At 35.0% G+C, this 17,186-nt stretch carries 21 protein-coding genes; 18 read left to right on the forward strand and 3 right to left on the reverse strand.

All coding sequences use genetic code 11. The features are described 5' to 3' along the window. The first annotated feature begins 59 nt into the window (after positions 1-59). The 11 genes from COJ46_RS13210 to COJ46_RS13260 all read left to right on the forward strand — a co-directional run bounded on the left by COJ46_RS13210 (position 60) and on the right by COJ46_RS13260 (position 6,490). Positions 60-1,145 (forward strand): dipeptide epimerase, encoded by a 1,086-nt coding sequence (locus tag COJ46_RS13210; protein WP_097975990.1) that lies wholly within the window; start codon positions 60-62, stop codon positions 1,143-1,145. Between the two features lie 21 nt (positions 1,146-1,166). Then, complete coding sequence (locus tag COJ46_RS13215) at positions 1,167-2,198, forward strand: C40 family peptidase (protein ID WP_097975988.1); 1,032 nt, start codon at positions 1,167-1,169, stop codon at positions 2,196-2,198. Between the two features lie 310 nt (positions 2,199-2,508). Then, entirely contained in the window at positions 2,509-2,739 is a 231-nt protein-coding gene (gvpJ, locus tag COJ46_RS13220; RefSeq protein WP_097975986.1) for a gas vesicle protein GvpJ, read from the forward strand. A gap of 56 nt (positions 2,740-2,795) precedes the next feature. Beyond that, a complete protein-coding gene (locus tag COJ46_RS13225; RefSeq protein WP_097975985.1) occupies positions 2,796-3,056 on the forward strand; it encodes a gas vesicle protein GvpO in 261 nt (86 codons plus the stop codon). A gap of 11 nt (positions 3,057-3,067) precedes the next feature. Further along, positions 3,068-3,952, forward strand: coding sequence for a gas vesicle protein GvpN (gene gvpN / locus COJ46_RS13230; RefSeq protein WP_097975983.1), 885 nt, complete (start codon positions 3,068-3,070; stop codon positions 3,950-3,952). Position 3,953: 1 nt separating this feature from the next. Then, positions 3,954-4,706: a GvpL/GvpF family gas vesicle protein gene (locus tag COJ46_RS13235; RefSeq protein WP_097975981.1), complete on the forward strand. Its 753-nt coding sequence runs from the start codon at positions 3,954-3,956 to the stop codon at positions 4,704-4,706. Next, positions 4,703-4,939: a gas vesicle protein GvpG gene (locus COJ46_RS13240; RefSeq protein WP_097975979.1), complete on the forward strand. Its 237-nt coding sequence runs from the start codon at positions 4,703-4,705 to the stop codon at positions 4,937-4,939. The genes COJ46_RS13235 and COJ46_RS13240 overlap by 4 nt, the downstream gene beginning before the upstream one ends. After that, the gene (locus COJ46_RS13245; protein ID WP_176522524.1) at positions 4,936-5,742 is read left to right on the forward strand and encodes a GvpL/GvpF family gas vesicle protein; all 807 of its coding nucleotides are present in this window, start codon (positions 4,936-4,938) and stop codon (positions 5,740-5,742) included. Before COJ46_RS13240 ends, COJ46_RS13245 begins: the two co-directional genes overlap by 4 nt. After that, positions 5,739-5,939, forward strand: coding sequence for a gas vesicle protein (locus tag COJ46_RS13250; protein WP_097975976.1), 201 nt, complete (start codon positions 5,739-5,741; stop codon positions 5,937-5,939). Before COJ46_RS13245 ends, COJ46_RS13250 begins: the two co-directional genes overlap by 4 nt. Continuing rightward, positions 5,914-6,198, forward strand: a complete 285-nt coding sequence (locus tag COJ46_RS13255) for a gas vesicle protein K (protein ID WP_097975974.1) — start codon at positions 5,914-5,916, stop codon at positions 6,196-6,198. Before COJ46_RS13250 ends, COJ46_RS13255 begins: the two co-directional genes overlap by 26 nt. Before the next feature lie 13 nt (positions 6,199-6,211). Then, positions 6,212-6,490, forward strand: coding sequence for a gas vesicle protein (locus COJ46_RS13260; RefSeq protein WP_069033487.1), 279 nt, complete (start codon positions 6,212-6,214; stop codon positions 6,488-6,490). Positions 6,491-6,716: 226 nt separating this feature from the next. On the opposite strand, the gene COJ46_RS13265 is transcribed toward COJ46_RS13260, so the two are convergent. The 3 genes from COJ46_RS13265 to COJ46_RS13275 are packed head-to-tail and all read right to left on the reverse strand — an operon-like array spanning position 6,717 to position 10,392. Then, positions 6,717-7,862: a Ger(x)C family spore germination protein gene (locus tag COJ46_RS13265; RefSeq protein WP_097975972.1), complete on the reverse strand. Its 1,146-nt coding sequence runs from the start codon at positions 7,860-7,862 to the stop codon at positions 6,717-6,719. After that, a complete protein-coding gene (locus COJ46_RS13270) occupies positions 7,859-8,956 on the reverse strand; it encodes a GerAB/ArcD/ProY family transporter (RefSeq protein ID WP_097975970.1) in 1,098 nt (365 codons plus the stop codon). Before COJ46_RS13270 ends, COJ46_RS13265 begins: the two co-directional genes overlap by 4 nt. Further along, on the reverse strand, positions 8,953-10,392 hold the full coding sequence (locus COJ46_RS13275) for a spore germination protein (RefSeq protein ID WP_097975968.1): 1,440 nt from the start codon (positions 10,390-10,392) through the stop codon (positions 8,953-8,955). The genes COJ46_RS13270 and COJ46_RS13275 overlap by 4 nt, the downstream gene beginning before the upstream one ends. 146 nt (positions 10,393-10,538) lie before the next feature. Here COJ46_RS13275 and COJ46_RS13280 point away from each other — a divergent pair, with 146 nt between their 5' ends. The 7 genes from COJ46_RS13280 to COJ46_RS13310 all read left to right on the forward strand — a co-directional run bounded on the left by COJ46_RS13280 (position 10,539) and on the right by COJ46_RS13310 (position 17,127). After that, positions 10,539-10,997, forward strand: coding sequence for a MerR family transcriptional regulator (locus COJ46_RS13280; RefSeq protein ID WP_286133541.1), 459 nt, complete (start codon positions 10,539-10,541; stop codon positions 10,995-10,997). Between the two features lie 15 nt (positions 10,998-11,012). Continuing rightward, entirely contained in the window at positions 11,013-11,702 is a 690-nt protein-coding gene (locus tag COJ46_RS13285) for a zinc metallopeptidase (protein WP_097975966.1), read from the forward strand. 213 nt (positions 11,703-11,915) lie between these two features. Further along, positions 11,916-12,485 (forward strand): TVP38/TMEM64 family protein, encoded by a 570-nt coding sequence (locus tag COJ46_RS13290; RefSeq protein WP_097975964.1) that lies wholly within the window; start codon positions 11,916-11,918, stop codon positions 12,483-12,485. Positions 12,486-12,825: 340 nt separating this feature from the next. Next, entirely contained in the window at positions 12,826-14,163 is a 1,338-nt protein-coding gene (locus tag COJ46_RS13295; RefSeq protein WP_420488145.1) for an NAD(P)-dependent oxidoreductase, read from the forward strand. Positions 14,164-14,179: 16 nt separating this feature from the next. Then, complete coding sequence (gene preA, locus COJ46_RS13300; protein ID WP_097975961.1) at positions 14,180-15,487, forward strand: NAD-dependent dihydropyrimidine dehydrogenase subunit PreA; 1,308 nt, start codon at positions 14,180-14,182, stop codon at positions 15,485-15,487. Beyond that, a complete protein-coding gene (gene hydA / locus COJ46_RS13305; RefSeq protein ID WP_097975959.1) occupies positions 15,484-16,884 on the forward strand; it encodes a dihydropyrimidinase in 1,401 nt (466 codons plus the stop codon). The genes preA and hydA overlap by 4 nt, the downstream gene beginning before the upstream one ends. A gap of 21 nt (positions 16,885-16,905) precedes the next feature. Beyond that, positions 16,906-17,127: a hypothetical protein gene (locus COJ46_RS13310; protein ID WP_097975957.1), complete on the forward strand. Its 222-nt coding sequence runs from the start codon at positions 16,906-16,908 to the stop codon at positions 17,125-17,127. Positions 17,128-17,186: the final 59 nt, after the last annotated feature.

Consider the following 17,186-nt stretch of genomic DNA (forward strand, 5'->3'; position numbering starts at 1 on the left):
AATTGGGACAATCAGAGGTCTTAGAACTAGCTTTAATCTAATAGGAAAGGACAAAAACGATGATTATTCAATCAATACAAGTGCAAACTGAAGTTTTCCCTTTAAAAAAGCCATTTAAAACAGCTCTTAGGACAGCTACTGAAATAGAGAACATTTTTGTATATGTCCAATTAGAGGATGGGATTGTCGGAGTAGGAGCTGCAGCACCTACATTGGCTATTACAGGAGAATCAAAAGAAAGTATTGAAGCGATTTTAAAGACTGTTCTTACACCATTATTATTAGGAAGAGATATAAGAAATATGAATGAACTCTCTCTAATGATTGAACGCTCTTGCGTGGCAAATACAAGTGCGAAGGCAGCTATGGAAATTGCATTGTATGATGCATTATGCCAACATCTTAATCTTCCACTCTATCAATATCTTGGAGGGCGGACAAATCAATTAAAAAACGATATGACCGTTAGTGTAGGAACAGTCGATGAAATGTGTCATGAAGCGATGCAAATAATCAAGGACGGCTTTTCTATTATGAAAATCAAAGTCGGAAAAGACTGGACAACGGATATTGAACGAATTATGGCGATCCGTGAAAAAGTCGGTAATGACGTTACGATCCGAGTTGATGCCAACCAAGGATGGACGCCAAGACAAGCCGTTTCGATTATCCAAGAATTAGAACAGCTGAATTCTAAAATCGAGTTAATTGAGCAACCCGTTCATGCAGGAGATATTGATGGACTAAAATTTGTTAAGCAAAACGTCAATACACCAATCATGGCTGATGAAAGTCTATTTTCTCCACAAGACGCATTACGACTAATTAAAGAGAATGCAGTTGATTTTCTAAATATTAAGTTGATGAAAACAGGTGGGATAAGAAGAGCAATGCAAATTGCAGATATTGCTGAAAGAGCAAATATTCCTTGCATGATTGGAAGTATGATGGAAACTTCTGTCTCTGTACTTGCGGCAGCACATATTGCTACCGCTCATCCAAATATTCAAAAAATCGATTTGGATGCGCCACTTTGGTTGAAGAATCAAGATTTTGATGGAATCGAGTTTATTGGGGATGAAGTTCAATTATCATCCTTACCTGGTTTAGGGCTTCACCGAAGATTATCAAAAAGTCTTCGTTAAAATAGGGAGAGGAGTTTTACGATGAAAAAGACAAAAAATTTGATTTTGAGTTTATGTGTTGCAGGTACATTACTTTCTACGATGACAAGTCAATCTTTAGCAAATACGGATGATGAACTTACTCCAGGTGAGACAGCTTACGTCGATGTGTCTGTTTCTACTCAGTGGACAACAAATGGTAGATTCCAAGTAAGAGATATTGATGCACCATCTTTAAGCAATCCAGTTGATCCGCGTCAATGGTCAACTAATATGGAAGATACTGAAGTACGACGTTGGCTAACAAGTTATCTTGAAACACAAGCAGTATACGGTACAAAAGTAACTATTTTAGAGGAATCAGGAGACTGGGTGAAGGTTGCTGTAGAAGGACAACCTACTCCACGTAACACATTAGGCTATCCTGGTTGGATGCCAAAAAGACAATTAACAACAGATGATCGTTTAGAGAATTATAAGGATACCCCATTTATAATGGTATCTAGTCAAACGGCTTGGTTGTATGATGGAAAAGCCCTAAATGATAAGTTTATGGAGATAAGCTTTAATACACGATTACCTGTTATTAAAGACTTTGGGGATGTTGTAATGGTTGCAACGCCAGATGATGGAAATAAATTTATTAAAAAAGAAGACGTGGCAGTCTATCAAAATGAAAATCAGTTTCCTAAAGCAACACCTGAAAATTTAATTAAAACGGCTAAGAAGTTCCTTGGTTTACGCTACTTATGGGCTGGTGTTTCAGGATTTGGTTTTGATTGTTCAGGATTTACATATAGCCTATTTAAGTCATATGGTATAACAATTCCAAGAGACTCAGGCCCTCAATCTAAGAGCGGTATAGAAGTTAAAAAAGATGAGATTCAACCTGGGGATCTACTATTCTTTGCAAGTAATAACGGAACAGGTTCAGTACATCACGTTGCAATGTATATCGGTGATGGTTTAATGATTCAGGCTCCTAATGCTGCTAGAAGTGTTGAAATTATCCCATTAAATACTCCTGGCTATATTGAAGAATTTTCGGGTGCTCGTCGTTATTGGCAAGAATAATTAAGTAGATCGTTTTTGGAAATAGAAACTTTGAAAAATCATGAACAATTGCACTTGTTCATGGTTTTTTATTTTTTCTAGAATACTAGATTTATTTTGTTTTTTCTCTGCTGGCGGCTAATTAAACGAGGTTGTGTTTAAACTGGAAAAAATTGGATTGTAGGCATAATGATTCATTTTAAATGAAGTCTATCACTCTCAACTTGCTTGTCCCATAGGATAGAGGGAAAGAGATAGGATCACGATTGAGAAAATGCTATTTTTTCGTTTTCTATCATTTCTTCTTATTTTGATAAGAAGGGAGGGATACATGTTGGCTTCCATTCAAAAAAGTGTAGATTCTTCTAGCCTAGCTGAAGTAATCGACCGTATTCTTGACAAAGGGGTGGTTATTGATGCATTTGTAAGGGTATCACTTGTCGGCATTGAGCTTTTAGCAATTGAAGCTCGTGTTGTCATCGCAAGTGTGGATACTTGGTTACGATATGCTGAAGCAGTAGGATTGCTGAAAGACGAGGAAGAAGAAGAGGAAGTTGCTTAAGTAAGTAGGGCCAAGGCTTTATGCTTTGGTCTACTTTTTAAGACAAGGGGGCTATTATGGAAATTATTAAAATACTAGAAGTAGTAAAAACTTTTTTTGGGCAGTATATTCGACCAGTTCATAAAATTACTCACGTCCATAAATCAGAAAAAGGTTGGGAACTAATAGTTGAGGTAATTGAAGAAAAAGAATATATGAAAGCTCACGCTAAAGATGAGTTAGTAGGAGTTTATTCTGTTTTGCTCAGTGCTGAGTTAGAAATTGTATCATTTCAAAGAAAGTCATTGCGTGCTAGAAGCACAATTCTACATGAGTGAGGAGGAGAACTATGGAAAAAAGTTTTATATCGTCTCCTTATTTGACTAGCTTAACAGAAAGGGTTCTGTCATATTTACAATCTGGATTTTCAGTTCATCTTACAGGACCAGCGGGTGTTGGAAAAACATCGTTTGCACTTCATGTTGCAAAACAAATGGGTCGACCATCACTGTTAATTCATGGGAATCATGAAATGTCTAATAAGGATTTGCTTGGGAGTTTTAATGGCTTTACCAAGAAAAAAATGATCGATAACTACATTCATTCCGTTTACAAAAAGGAAGAAACCTTTAAAGAAACATGGGCTAACGGTCCTATAATAGAAGCTGCGACAAAAGGGTATACATTGATTTATGATGAATTCACTCGGTCTCACCCAGAAACTAACACTTTATTTTTATCAATTTTGGAAGAAAGGGTGATTCCTCTATATGGGATGAAAAGGAAGGAATCTTTTTTGCCGGTGCATCCTAACTTTTCAGTTATTTTTATAAGTAATCCGGAGGAGTATGTTGGAATATTCGAAGCACAAGATGCACTACTAGATCGAATGATTACGATTCCAATCGAAAAAATGGACTTTGAAGCAGAGCGTTCCATCTTATCACAAATATCTGGATTATCTGAAAAAGAATGTCTTTATATTGTTAATTTAGTGCAAATAATTCGTCATCACTGTAGAAAAATTGAACCTCAAAGTCTTCGTACAACTATCAAACTAGCCTCGATCGCAAAGCAAAATAATATTCCAATTACAATTTATAATCAACAGTTTCAGATTTTATGTACTGATATTTTTTGGTTTTATCTCAAACAAGCAAATAAAGTTCAAACATACTCACAAGCAAAACAATTCATTGTAAAATCTGTCAGTTTACAAATGGAGGGAAGTTGAAATGAGCGAAGGGGTTTATCCATTTTGTATCATCCAAACGAATACCGATCCCGATTTTGGTTTCACAAAGTGGGAAGGAAATGAAATCAAACTATATCCAGTCCGATATAAAGAAATTGTGATGATTGTTGTAAATGTTCATAATCAGGACTTCCTTCCAACTCGTGCAAATTTACTAGCCCATCAAAGTGTGATCTCTTTTGTTATGCAACAGTTTACCGTCGTTCCAATGAGTTTTAATAATGTTTTTTCCTCTTCAGAAGAGATTCATTTATTACTAGAAAAACTGTATGACGAACTGCAATCAATCTTTCAGAAAATAAACAATAAAATTGAGGTTGGTTTAAAAGTCATTGCACGCAAGGAGTGGTTAGAAGAAGAAATACGAATGAATGGGGACATACAGAAGCTTAAGGAGAAGGTAAATCAGCAGAAAGAAGCAGCTTTTTATGAAAAGATTAAACTTGGAGAAAAAACAAAAGACTTTTTTTATGCTCTGCACCACAATTTATACAAAGCGATTTATTCTCCTCTTTCTACACTTTCGAGTGCCTCTAAGTCAAACCCTCCTATATACGAAACAATGCTTCTTAATGCTGCTTTTTTAATTGATCGCGAGCAAGAAGAAATCTTCGATGAAAAAGTTAATGAGCTCTATGAATTATGGAAGGATAAAGTAGAATTCAAATACTCTGGACCATGGCCTGCTTATAACTTTATTCAATTAACCATAACGGCAGGAGATCGGTCATGATTTTTAAAGCCTTAGCCTTTCCACTAAAATCAATCATTTTATTAGGTGAAAAAATAAAGGAGGAAGCTGACCGCGTTTTATTTGACTCAAAATCGATTGAGCAACAATTGATCCGTCTACAAATGATGTATGAATTAGGAGAAATTTCGCAGGACATTTATGAACAACAAGAAGAGGAATTACTTTTGCGATATCAAGTCGCAAAAGCGAAAGAACGGGAGGCAGGCAGTTGAGCATTTATTTATATGGTTTGCTACCGACAAATCAATTAGAAGATTCACCTTTTTATGCAGTGAAGGGGATTGAGCGTGACAAAACTTGTTTTGAAATTGTTGAAAAAGTAACCGCTGTTTTCTGTTATTTAAGTGAAGAAGAGTTTGACGAATCTGTTCTAAAAGAGAAGATGGATAATCCAAAGTGGGTACACAAACATGCGATTCATCATCATGAAACAATTGTGACTTATTCTAAAAACTACTTATTTCTTCCTTCTAAGTTTTGTACGGTCTATTCAAGTATTGAAAAATTAAGAGAGGATTTGTCGCAGGAGCAGCTTAATATCGTTTCACTTTTTGAACAATTAAAGGAAAAAGAGGAATGGAATGTAAAGATGTACTATGATAAATCGAAATTTTTTAAAGTATTGGAGCGACATAGTAAAGTAATTCAAAATATGAACGATGAATTGAAAATACTATCTCCAGGGAAACAATTCTTCATGAAGAAAAAGCAAGGACAACTACTCGAAAATGAAGCGCAAACTGAACTCCGTTTAATATCTCAAAGCTTGGAAAACACGCTATTAAACTCAGCTTTTGGTAGTAAAACAAGAAAAAATTGGAGTAAAAATGCTACTGGTCGAAATGTCGATATGATCTACAACAGTACTTCCTTAATTCCAAAAGACAGCAGAAAGAAATTTGAACTGCTAATTAAAGAATTTAGACAAAAGTATGAGGATAAAGGAATTATTGTTGAGATTTCTGGACCATGGCCATTTTATCATTTTGCCAGTCTGGAAACTAGAAATACATGAATAGTAAAAATGATAACATCACACTTTTAGATATTTTAGATGGCGTTTTAGATAAAGGAGTAGTTATTACAGGTGATCTCATCCTTTCGATTGCAGATATCGATTTGGTATATGTGAATATTTGCTTACTAGTGACAGCAGTTGAAAATATTCATAAAAGGGGGAATAGGAATGACAGTGAATCATGGAATAGCTGAGAGAATTAATATGAATCCAGAAGATGTTGAACACGGACTAGCTCAACTAGTGCTTACAATTTTGGAATTACTAAGGCAACTTGTAGAGCGACAAGCTATTAAAAGGGTAGAGGGCGGCACACTTACGGATGAACAAATTGAAATACTTGGTACAGCCCTTTTGAATTTAGAAGAAAAGATGGAAGAATTAAAAAGCGTATTTGGGCTTGAAGGAAAAGATTTAAATATAGACTTAGGACCTTTAGGTAACTTAATGTAAGAAAGGAGAAAACATGCAACATTCAGCGCAATCTACTAATATTTTAGATATTTTAGAGAAAATTTTGGATAAAGGAATCGTCATCGCAGGAGATATTAAAATCGCCCTGGCAGATGTAGAATTACTTACAATTAAAATTCGTCTTGTTGTTGCTTCAATCGATAAAGCGATGGAGATTGGGTTAAATTGGTGGCAGGATGATCCGTATTTTAATTCAAGTGTAAAAGGCAAGCTTTTGCATGATCGGATTAATCGGATAGAAGATAAGTTAGGTATAAAGCAGGAGGAATAGTGTAATCAAGAATCTAAAATAGAAGTTTGATTTCTTAAAATATAAATAATGCAGCGACCTAATTAGGATGCTGCATTACATAAAAAATAACAAGACCAATATTCAAGTCATTATTGGAACGGAAAAAGTATCTAAATTGAAGAAAGATTCTACCGTCTAATAATTAAAAAGCCCCCCCGCTTGGTGCAGGGGTAGTATATGCTTGAGTGAAATTAACTTAAAACTACTAGTTAACATTAAGTATATCGATATCAATCTTGGGTTTAATCATCATTTTTGGATAATCTTTTCTCCAGTTTAAAGACTTCCAAACTTTTGGATGAAATGCTTTTAATTCCTTTCCAATACCTAGTACATCTGAATTTGCTGATTGCATCGTTTTAATCGTTTCTAATCCCATTTTTTCAAAATGTTTATTTAGAACTTTTTCCATTTGAACATAATCAGGCTTTAACTTATGACCTTCTTTACCAAGTTCGAAAGCACTAACTTGTAACTTTACTTTTACCTCAATTTTTGGTAATTTATTTGACTTATTGGAGACGATAATTTTTGAAAAGTCCCTTTTGACAGTAAACCCAAAATTATTTTTATTAGCAGTTTCAGTATATGATTTTTCACCATTTTTACCTGGTAAAATTCCAGTAAACTTTTTCAAATGCCCCGTAAATCTTTGCCTACCAGTATTTCCACCTTCCATTAACATCATCAGTTTTATTTGATCCCGATCAAGTGTTTTCCCAGTAGGTTTAGAATTACTATATAGTAATGCACCATTTAGTTCCAAGCTAGAATCTACTGGACTTAGTATAGGTAATGCTATATCAATTAACGGATCATCACGGGATTGTATAAAATTCATCATCGAAACTGTTGGAATCGTTCTGTTCTTCTCCATTGAGACAACAAACTCGTTTAAATCTTTCGAAAACTCTTTTTTAGGATCTGAAGCAGTATCAAATACTTTCGAAAAATTCCCGTCAACAACAAATAAGGGGCTATTAATGGATGAATAGGGTGCCCCAAGTAAAAAATCAAGCTCTGAAATAGGATCAACTGAAGCAAAACTTTTACTCATTAAGTAAACTCTAGTACTAATTCCTATGAAAGGAGACTGATCAGTAAATTCCCATTGGCCAATTGCCTCTGCTAATGTTGGTCCTTTAAGCTCTTTCATTTCCGAAATAGGTTCAACTGTACCTTGTCCAGTGCTTTTAAGCTTCGTAATGAGAAAAAAAGCACCTACTTCACCAGTTTTTTCGTTCAGGTCAAATCCATTTACATCAACCAGATGAAGCTTTTTTAAGTCCAATCGATCCCAACATCCGGTTAGAAGTGGCAATAGAAGTAATAAAATTAAGGTTTTTTTCATTTACTCGCCACCCTTTCTTTAACAAAGGATATTAGTAGTAGCATCGTAGGCACTCCCATAATGATGATTGCTGTTGAAATGTTATGATACTTAGAAAATTTGGGGATCAGTTGTCTTTCAGTAAATAATATTCCTGCCCCAAAACATAAGATTGCGATAACCCACACTAAAAGTGAATGTTTCTGAATTTCTTTTTTACCAAGAAAAGCTAAATAACGAGCGGACAAGAACAAGTAAATATATGCTGTAACTAAAGATACTGATAGCCAAATGGTTATAAAGAGTATATCTAGACTTTGTACTATTGGCCATCTGAACTTACGAAGAATAAAAATCATTGGCTCCGGGATATGATTTAATTGCTTTTCGCTAAAGTTGTACGTCACTATAAAAGCTATAAATAAGTAAAAAAATGTTGTGATCCCATTAGCGACAGACATAGCAACCAAAATATCTTTCTTTTTTTTACATTTTACATATGGAAATACGTACAAAAGAAGCTCATATCCAGCAAACGCCCAAAATGCAGGGATAGCACCTTTTAAAATCGGAGCAATCCCATGAGTACCGATTGGTAGAAAATGACGTATATCTCCGTTTCCAAAACCACTAATAAAAATGATTACAAAACATACTAAGAACATAAGCACTATAGATTGTGTAATAGTTGATATTGAACGAAGTGTTGAAGAAGCAATATACCCAGTGAGTAAAGTTATTAGGCCGATTAGGACGAACCAAGGTGTTTCAAATAACAACCATCGATTTATAACATCTGTATAAAGAACAACGACCATCAAACAAGATTCTGCACAGTATGCTGCAAATAGCAAGTTAATAATCATTCCAATTGATTTTCCTGTAATTGAAGAAATATACTGTTGTATCGTTCGATCGGGATAAGTTTTTCCAAGTTGATAGACAACCAGGATACCAATTTGAGCTATAATCCCCCCAATAATTATAGACATCCAAGAGTCATAACCTGATATTTTAGACATTTTATAAGGGATTGATAAAACACTGACACCGACTTGATTCAATACTACAAGACAAATAAGTTGATTAATGGAAATCTTTTTTAATTGAATCATTCAGTCTCCCCCTTAGGACTTCCCATTCTAGTTTCGTCTTTTGCAAGGCTTTCTATTGGACGTTTTTTCATGCTCCTAATAGGTGCTCTAAAAAGCGTATCTTTAATCGTATCGCCATTAAACCAATTGTAAAAGTACGGAATGCCAAATGTATTCATTCGGGATAAATGTGTTAAAACGAACAAATATGAAATTTCTAATCCAATTAACCCCAAAAATGCAGCCATGACGATAAAAGGAAAAGTTAATAAGCGAGCTGTATTACTCATTTCATAAGAAGGAATTATAAATGAAGCAATACCGGTAAGTGCTGTAATAATTACCATCATATTTGAAATTAGATTGGATTGAACAACGACGGTTCCAATTACGATCCCACCGACGACACCAATCGTCTGACCAATTGGATTTGGTAAACGAACAGTTGCTTCTTTTAAGACCTCGAGTATGGCTAGCATTGTGAATGCTTCTAATACTGGTGGCATCGAAACGTATTGCATAGAACTTTGCAAGGTTAGTGCAAATTCTAATGGGAGAACTCTAGGGTCGAAAGTCACAAGCGCAACATAAATTCCAGGCAAACTAATCGCAAAAATAAAACAGAGAATACGTAGAAATCTTAAAACACTTCCGAATAACCAACTAACTTGGTAATCATCTGGACTTTGAAAAAATGCCCAAAACGAAATTGGAACGAATGCACATTCTGGCGCACCGTCGGTTAAAAAACCAATTTTTCCATCCATCAAGTAAGATCTTACTCGGTCTGGTCTTTCCGTAATGAGCGTTTTTGGAAATAGAGAGAATTTGTTATCTTGTATTAGTTCTGGAAAAAATCCTGGTGCATCAATATAATCTATATCAACATTAGCAAGTCTACGTTCAAATTCCTGTAAAACAACATCATTAGCAAGTGATTGTAAATAAAGTATAGCAACCTTTGTGTTCGATCTACGCCCAACTTGAAAATACTTAACGACTAGATCTGGAGTAGCAACAAGGTTTCGTATAATATTGAGATTCGTATTCAGATTTTCATTGAATGCCTTGTGTGATCCACGTAAAACACGCTCATTCATGGGAACGTTTACTGAGCGTTCTTTAACTAACTCAGTTCTAAGTAAATAAAACTTGGATTCTCCATCAATTTGAACGACTGATTTACCTTCAATTATCGCATTTGTAGCTTCGGATAGGAGTTCCGTTTCACTGTAATCAAGAATTGAAACGGCATCACGTACACTGACATTTGGATTGTTAAGCAAAGGACGAATAATATATTCTTGCACTGATTTATCATCAATCATAGTATCCATATAAAATAAACGATAAGGTCGGTCATTGCTTCCGAAATTACTTGATTTAAAATCAGAACTATTAAATAGCAACTCCCGAAGCGAACTTTCATTTTTATCTAAATTTCGGTCAGCTATCATTTAATACTCCTCTTTTCTACGGTTGGTAATTTTACCCTATTTTTCCCATTATTTTTTTTTACTATTCTGTCCTTGAAATGTAGATATTTTCTGATTATTCTAAAGTTTAAAATTTGAACAATATAACGTTTTACTGTACGTTTTTATTGAAATCACATATAATACAATATAAGGAGAGTGAAAACATTGGGATTGTCTATAAAATTGGAGAACTAGCAAAAGAAGTCGGAGTGTCTAAGCGCACAATTGATTATTATACAAACCTAGGATTACTCGAACCTAGGCGTTCAGAATATGGCCATCGCTTTTATGATGAAGCTTCTTTAGAAACGTTAAAATTTATTGAGCAATGTAAATCCATGCACTTACCACTCCAAGAAATAAAAGAGATTTTAGAAAAGAAAAAAATAGCAATGGTCGAGAACCAGAGTATAGCCCCTCTAACAGAGGAAGTAACCGTTCATATGAATCAGTTACAAATTGAATTGTCACAATTAAAATATTTACTAGAAAATTTAACTGAAGAACAAAAGCTAAATATTATCCGTCAATTAACAACACAATCATCAGAATTAATTCAGACATTATTGTCATTTATTCTTTAAAAGGAGAGAATGTAAATGTTTTTTCACCCTATGGATTTCCTAATTTTGATTGCCTTTGGATTATCGATTTGGGCACAATTTAAAGTGAAATCTAGTTTTAATCACTGGGCTGAAGTGCCAGCATCAGGAGGTTTAACCGGAGCAGAAGTTGCAAGACATATATTAAACAATAATAATTTACCTAACGTACCGGTGGAAGTAGTGCCTGGGCGATTATCTGATCATTATGATCCGATGGCAAGAACAGTTCGCTTATCAGAGGAAGTATACTATGGTAGATCAATTGCATCTGTTTCAGTTGCAGCACACGAAGTAGGTCATGCTATACAACATGACACTTCATATGGATTTTTAACACTTCGTCATCGAATCTTCCCAATCGTTAACATTGCATCGGGTGCGGCACCATTACTACTACTAGCAGGATTTTTACTTCAAGCATTTTCTCTAATTGGAGTAGGGATATTACTTTTTTCAGTAGCAGTAGCATTTCAACTGATCACTTTACCAGTAGAGTATAATGCTAGTTCACGAGCAAAGAAATTAATGTTAGCAAGTGGTATCATCCATGATACAGACAGAAAAGGTGTAAATAAAGTATTAGGAGCTGCTGCTCTTACGTATTTAGCGGCAACTTTAATTTCAGTTTTAGAATTAGTAAAGTATTTATTTATCTTCTTCCAAGGACAAACTGAAGAAGAATAAAAATTATCAAAAAGATGATTTCGAGTAGTATTCGAAGTCATCTTTTTTTGTTTGAAAAATTAAATTTAAATTGGTTAGTATGTTTAAAATTTCAATGTCTAAAATAGTAAATAGGTTTTAATTTATGGAAGATTTATGTATTTTTGGAACCTTAGCTTTTTTATCATACTAAATGTTGTACAATTAAGTTGTTAAAAAAAATGGGGGAAAATTATGACACTTTCTGCAATTGAACATTTTTTAAATACATACAAAGACTATGCTGCGATACTTAGTATTTTAATTAATGTTCTAATTAGTATTGTTGGTATTATACCGGCTTGGTTTTTGACAGCAATCAATATTAAACTATTCGGTTTTGCTGATGGATTTTTAGTCTCTTTCATAGGTGAATTAGTTGGTACATTCGTATCTTTTATTTTATATAGAAAGGGTTTACAAAAAAGATTTATTAGTAATTCAACTAAATTTAAAGGATTAAATAGGCTATTAAGCTTAGAAGGAAAAGAAGCATTTTACGGTGTGTTATTTCTTCGTTTTATTCCTTTTATACCATCTAGTTTGATTACATTGTTTGCTGCCTTTGGAAAAATCACATGGTCAAGTTTCATGTTAGCTAGTTTGATTGGTAAGCTACCCGTCATATTATTTGAATCGTATTCTGTTAATCAAGTACTAGAGTTCACTTTATTCGGTAAAGTCATTTTAGGACTGTTAATCATCGTCTTGCTGATCTATTTTTATAGAAAACGATTTAACGTTTTTGTGAAGAATAAAATTTAAGAATAAATTAAAAAGCTCAAACCTAATATAAGGGTTTGAGCTTTTATTTTTTTCAATACAACAACCTAAAAAAGGATTTAATTGAAAAAGTAAATAGCTTTTAATATTCATTAATTAAACACTGACAACCCCTTACATAAACATGTCTAAATTAATTTTTTTAAACATATATTGAAATACCTCAATTTTAGAAAAAGCTTTACCTTTTTAAGAAAGAAATAAGTGATTGTTCTTACATGAAAACGGCTTTACTAATGTAAAAAGGTAGAAGTTATTGAAACAATCGTATAATCAGCTTTCTTAAAAAGTAACTTTGTAGCCTAATAGGAGGGTGTTGTTAGTGAATAGAGTTTCGTTAGAGAATTTATCGAAGAACTTTGAAGAAGTACATCCTGGGTTATCGGAACGAGAAGCATTTGAAGAAGCACATCGATGTCTTTATTGCTATGATGCCCCATGTATTAAGGCATGTCCAACTGGGATTGACATACCAACGTTTATAAAGAAAATAGGTTCGGGAAATTTAAAAGGGTCAGCTAAAACGATTATGTCTTCTAATCCTATTGGAGCAAGCTGTGCTCGTGTTTGTCCTACAGAAGAACTGTGCGAAGGTGCATGTGTACTAAAATCTTCTACAAAACCGATTATGATTGGCAATTTACAACGTTATGCAACTGATTGGGCAATAAAAAATAATCAATCATTATTTAAGGCTGGAAAAAAGAACGGAAAAACAGTTGCGATCGTTGGTAGTGGTCCATCCGGTTTAGCAGCTGCTCGTGAACTTGCCTTATTAGGCTACGAAGTAACGATTTTTGAAGCAGAAAACCATGCTGGAGGATTAAATCGTTATGGAATCGTTTCTTTTAGGTTACCCAAAAGTATATCAAGCTGGGAAGTTCAACAAATTGAAAATTTAGATGTAAAAATTCATACGAATACAAGAGTCGGTTCAGATATTTCTTCAGATGAATTATTAGCAAACTATGACATGGTCGTTCTGGCTATAGGTATGGGTAAGGTTCCAATGCTAGATATAGAGGGAGAGGATTTGGACGGAGTATACGATGCGATTGATTTTGTAAAAGAGACAAAATCAGGAGAGTTATCAAATCGTTTTATCGGTAAAAACATTGCTGTAATAGGTGCGGGTAATACTGCAATTGATGCTGCGACATGTTCTGTTCGTTTAGGCGCAGGTAATGTCAAAATTTTATATCGTAGAACGCAATCAGAAATGAGCGCTTATCAGTTTGAATATGATTTTGCTAAGCAAGACGGGGTGGAATTCAGATGGCTAACATTACCTATACGAATAATTGGTGAAAACGGAAAAGTCATTGCACTTGAGTGTATGCGATTGGAATTAGGTGAAGTTGGAAAAGACGGTCGCCGCAGGCCTGTACTTATTCCCGATTCCAATTTCACGATACCGGTAGATGGGGTCATAAAAGCGATCGGGCAAACTCGCTATACAGAGTTAATTGAACAATTTGATTTAGAACACAAAGATGGCGTTGTAAAAATTAACCAAGAATCATTTCAGACATCTAATCCTAAAGTTTTTGCGTGTGGTGATGTCATTTTTGGAAAAGGGCAAGGAGAAGCAATGGTAGTGACTGCAGCACAACAAGGAAAAGAAGTAGCTTATGCGATTCATAAACAGTTAAACACTTAAAAGGAGGTTTTCTTACATGGCAGATCTACGAATCAATCTTGCGGGCATACAGTCACCTAACCCATTTTGGCTTGCTTCTGCTCCTCCAACAAATTCGGGTTATCAAGTCCAACGTGCGTTTGAAGCTGGTTGGGGTGGGGCTGTTTGGAAAACGTTAGGAGAACCGATTATTAATACCTCCTCACGATTTGCTGCTATTAATTTTAACGGACAAAGAGTTGCAGGATTTAATAATATTGAATTGATATCTGATCGACCTCTTGAAGTAAATTTAAAAGAAATTTATGAAACGAAAAAAAGATTTCCTGACCGAGCGATTATCGCATCACTTATGGTTGAACCGCAACAATATAAATGGCACGAAATTGTGAAAAGGGTAGAGGATGTTGGGGTTGATGGTTTAGAACTGAACTTTGGCTGCCCACATGGTATGGCAGAAAGAGGAATGGGGTCTGCATCTGGTCAAGTTCCTGAATTAGTAGAGCAACAAACTTTTTGGGTAAAAGAAGTTGCGAAAACACCTGTCATTGTAAAACTAACGCCAAACATTACTGATATTACTGTAACGGCGGAAGCGGCAGTTCGTGGTGGAGCTGACGCAGTCAGTATGATTAATACAATTAACAGTTTAATGGGAGTAGATTTAGATTCTTGGAATACGGTTCCCCATGTTGCCGGGAAGGGAGCACATGGTGGATATTGTGGACCTGCAGTAAAACCAATCGCATTAAATATGGTGGCAGATTGTGCACGTAATCCACGTATATCAGTGCCAATTTCCGGGATTGGTGGTGTTTCAAATTGGCAAAATGCAGTAGAGTTTTTATTAATGGGAGCGACTGGCGTTCAAATTTGTACTGCAGCAATGCACCATGGTTTCCGTATTGTTGAAGACATGATTGATGGTTTAAATAATTATTTAGATGAAAAAGGTCTTTCTTCAGTAACGGATCTAGTAGGGAAAGCAGTTCATAAATATTCAGAATGGGGAAATTTAGATTTAAATTATCAAGTGGTTGCTAGGATTGATACTGAGACGTGCATTAACTGTAATAAATGCCATATTGCTTGTGAAGATACATCTCACCAATGTATTGATATGTCAGTAGATGAAAATGGAAAGTCATATTTAAAGGTTCGGGAGGAAGACTGCGTAGGATGTAATTTATGCAAAATCGTCTGTCCGGTGGAAGATGCAATTAACATGGTAGAGATTCCAAGTAAACAGCCTTCGATGACTTGGAATGATCGCCAACAAGCTTTAAAGCTATTAGCACGATCTAACCAATATTCAATTTTAAAGGGGGGAAGGAAAAGAAAATGAAGAAAATCATTCGAAATGGAACGATCGTTACTGCAACCGATACTTACAAGGCTGATATTTTAATAGAGGAAAATAAAATTACTTCAATTGGACTAAATCTAGATTGTACGGACGCTGAAATGATTGATGCAACAAATCATTATATTTTTCCAGGTGGAGTAGATCCGCATACGCATTTAGATATGCCATTTGGTGGGACAGTCACAAAAGATGATTTTGAATCAGGAACGATTGCAGCTGCCTTTGGTGGGACAACAACAATTATTGATTTTTGTTTAACGAATAAAGGAGAGTCACTCCAAAAATCCATTGAAACATGGCATGAAAAATCGAAAAACAAAGCAGTGATTGATTATAGTTTCCATCTTATGATTGGCGAAATAAATGATGAAGTATTACAAGAGTTACCTAGAGTAATAGAAAAAGAGGGAATTACATCATTTAAAGTATTTATGGCTTATAAAAATGTATTTCAAGCTGATGATGCGACATTATACCGTACGTTATTAGCAGCAAAAGAATATGGGGCATTAGTCATGGTGCATGCGGAAAATGGAGATGTTGTAGATTATTTAATTAATCAAGCTTTAGCTGAAGGAAAAGTAGAACCTATTTACCATGCATTGACACGACCTCCAGAAGTAGAGGGTGAAGCGACAGGTAGAGCGGCTACATTAACTGGACTTGCAAATTCACAATTATATGTCGTTCATGTTACTTGTGCGGAGGCTGTTGAAAAAATAACCGAAGCCCGAAATAATGGAATCGATATATGGGGAGAAACATGCCCACAATACTTAGTGCTTGATCAGTCTATGCTAGAAAAGCCTGAATTTGAAGGTGCAAAATACGTTTGGTCTCCACCACTTCGTGAAAAATGGAACCAAGATGTGTTATGGAATGCATTAAAAAATGGAAATCTTCAAACTTTAGGGTCCGATCAATGTTCTTTTGATTTTAAAGGTCAAAAGGATCTAGGCCGAGACGATTTTTCAAAAATTCCAAACGGTGGACCAATGATTGAAGATCGCGTAAGCATCTTGTTCTCTGAAGGCGTTAAAAAAGGCAGAATATCTTTAAATCAATTCGTTGACATTTCTTCTACTAGAAGTGCAAAGCTATTTGGAATATATCCCGGGAAGGGAACAATTGCAGTTGGATCAGATGCGGATTTAGTTATTTTTGATCCGAATAGTAAACGAACAATCTCTTCAGAAACTCACCATATGGCAGTCGACTATAACGCATTCGAAGGGATGGAAGTAACTGGTGAGCCAGTGAGTGTCTTAGTTCGTGGAGAGTTTGTCATAAAAGAGAAGCAATTTGTTGGTAATGCAGGTAGTGGACAGTACTTAAAGAGAAAGAAGTATGGTGAAACTAGTTTAATAGAAGATTAGTAAGAAGGGAATGAGTAGCTAATGTCAACATATAAGGAGTTTTTAATTGAGAGAAATCAAATAGATTCCCTTATAAAAAAAGGCTACAAGATTAAAAATGTTAGAGAAACGCTAGACGGTGCTTATGTTGACTTTGAAAACCAAGATGAAGAGGAGCAGTTTATCACTCTTCATATAATGAATGCTGATACACGGAAGTATTTTGGATCGTTGATTATTCAGCAGTTTGGGATTCATTTGTGAGTGAATCGCAAATAAATTGGTCGGAACGCAATTAAAATTGACGAACGCATCGAGCTAAA

This window comes from Bacillus sp. AFS077874 (genome assembly GCF_002566505.1).
GTDB lineage: Bacteria > Bacillota > Bacilli > Bacillales > Bacillaceae_G > Gottfriedia.

What these genes read in the sequence shown, in the direction of transcription:
- COJ46_RS13210 (WP_097975990.1), top strand. Translation starts at nt 60, where the DNA reads ATGATTATTCAATCAATACAAGTGCAAACTGAAGTTTTCCCTTTAAAA.
- COJ46_RS13215 (WP_097975988.1), top strand. Translation starts at nt 1,167, where the DNA reads ATGAAAAAGACAAAAAATTTGATTTTGAGTTTATGTGTTGCAGGTACA.
- gvpJ (WP_097975986.1), top strand. Translation starts at nt 2,509, where the DNA reads ATGTTGGCTTCCATTCAAAAAAGTGTAGATTCTTCTAGCCTAGCTGAA.
- COJ46_RS13225 (WP_097975985.1), top strand. Translation starts at nt 2,796, where the DNA reads ATGGAAATTATTAAAATACTAGAAGTAGTAAAAACTTTTTTTGGGCAG.
- gvpN (WP_097975983.1), top strand. Translation starts at nt 3,068, where the DNA reads ATGGAAAAAAGTTTTATATCGTCTCCTTATTTGACTAGCTTAACAGAA.
- COJ46_RS13235 (WP_097975981.1), top strand. Translation starts at nt 3,954, where the DNA reads ATGAGCGAAGGGGTTTATCCATTTTGTATCATCCAAACGAATACCGAT.
- COJ46_RS13240 (WP_097975979.1), top strand. Translation starts at nt 4,703, where the DNA reads ATGATTTTTAAAGCCTTAGCCTTTCCACTAAAATCAATCATTTTATTA.
- COJ46_RS13250 (WP_097975976.1), top strand. Translation starts at nt 5,739, where the DNA reads ATGAATAGTAAAAATGATAACATCACACTTTTAGATATTTTAGATGGC.
- COJ46_RS13255 (WP_097975974.1), top strand. Translation starts at nt 5,914, where the DNA reads ATGACAGTGAATCATGGAATAGCTGAGAGAATTAATATGAATCCAGAA.
- COJ46_RS13260 (WP_069033487.1), top strand. Translation starts at nt 6,212, where the DNA reads ATGCAACATTCAGCGCAATCTACTAATATTTTAGATATTTTAGAGAAA.
- COJ46_RS13265 (WP_097975972.1), bottom strand. Translation starts at nt 7,862, where the DNA reads ATGAAAAAAACCTTAATTTTATTACTTCTATTGCCACTTCTAACCGGA.
- COJ46_RS13270 (WP_097975970.1), bottom strand. Translation starts at nt 8,956, where the DNA reads ATGATTCAATTAAAAAAGATTTCCATTAATCAACTTATTTGTCTTGTA.
- COJ46_RS13275 (WP_097975968.1), bottom strand. Translation starts at nt 10,392, where the DNA reads ATGATAGCTGACCGAAATTTAGATAAAAATGAAAGTTCGCTTCGGGAG.
- COJ46_RS13285 (WP_097975966.1), top strand. Translation starts at nt 11,013, where the DNA reads ATGTTTTTTCACCCTATGGATTTCCTAATTTTGATTGCCTTTGGATTA.
- COJ46_RS13290 (WP_097975964.1), top strand. Translation starts at nt 11,916, where the DNA reads ATGACACTTTCTGCAATTGAACATTTTTTAAATACATACAAAGACTAT.
- preA (WP_097975961.1), top strand. Translation starts at nt 14,180, where the DNA reads ATGGCAGATCTACGAATCAATCTTGCGGGCATACAGTCACCTAACCCA.
- hydA (WP_097975959.1), top strand. Translation starts at nt 15,484, where the DNA reads ATGAAGAAAATCATTCGAAATGGAACGATCGTTACTGCAACCGATACT.
- COJ46_RS13310 (WP_097975957.1), top strand. Translation starts at nt 16,906, where the DNA reads ATGTCAACATATAAGGAGTTTTTAATTGAGAGAAATCAAATAGATTCC.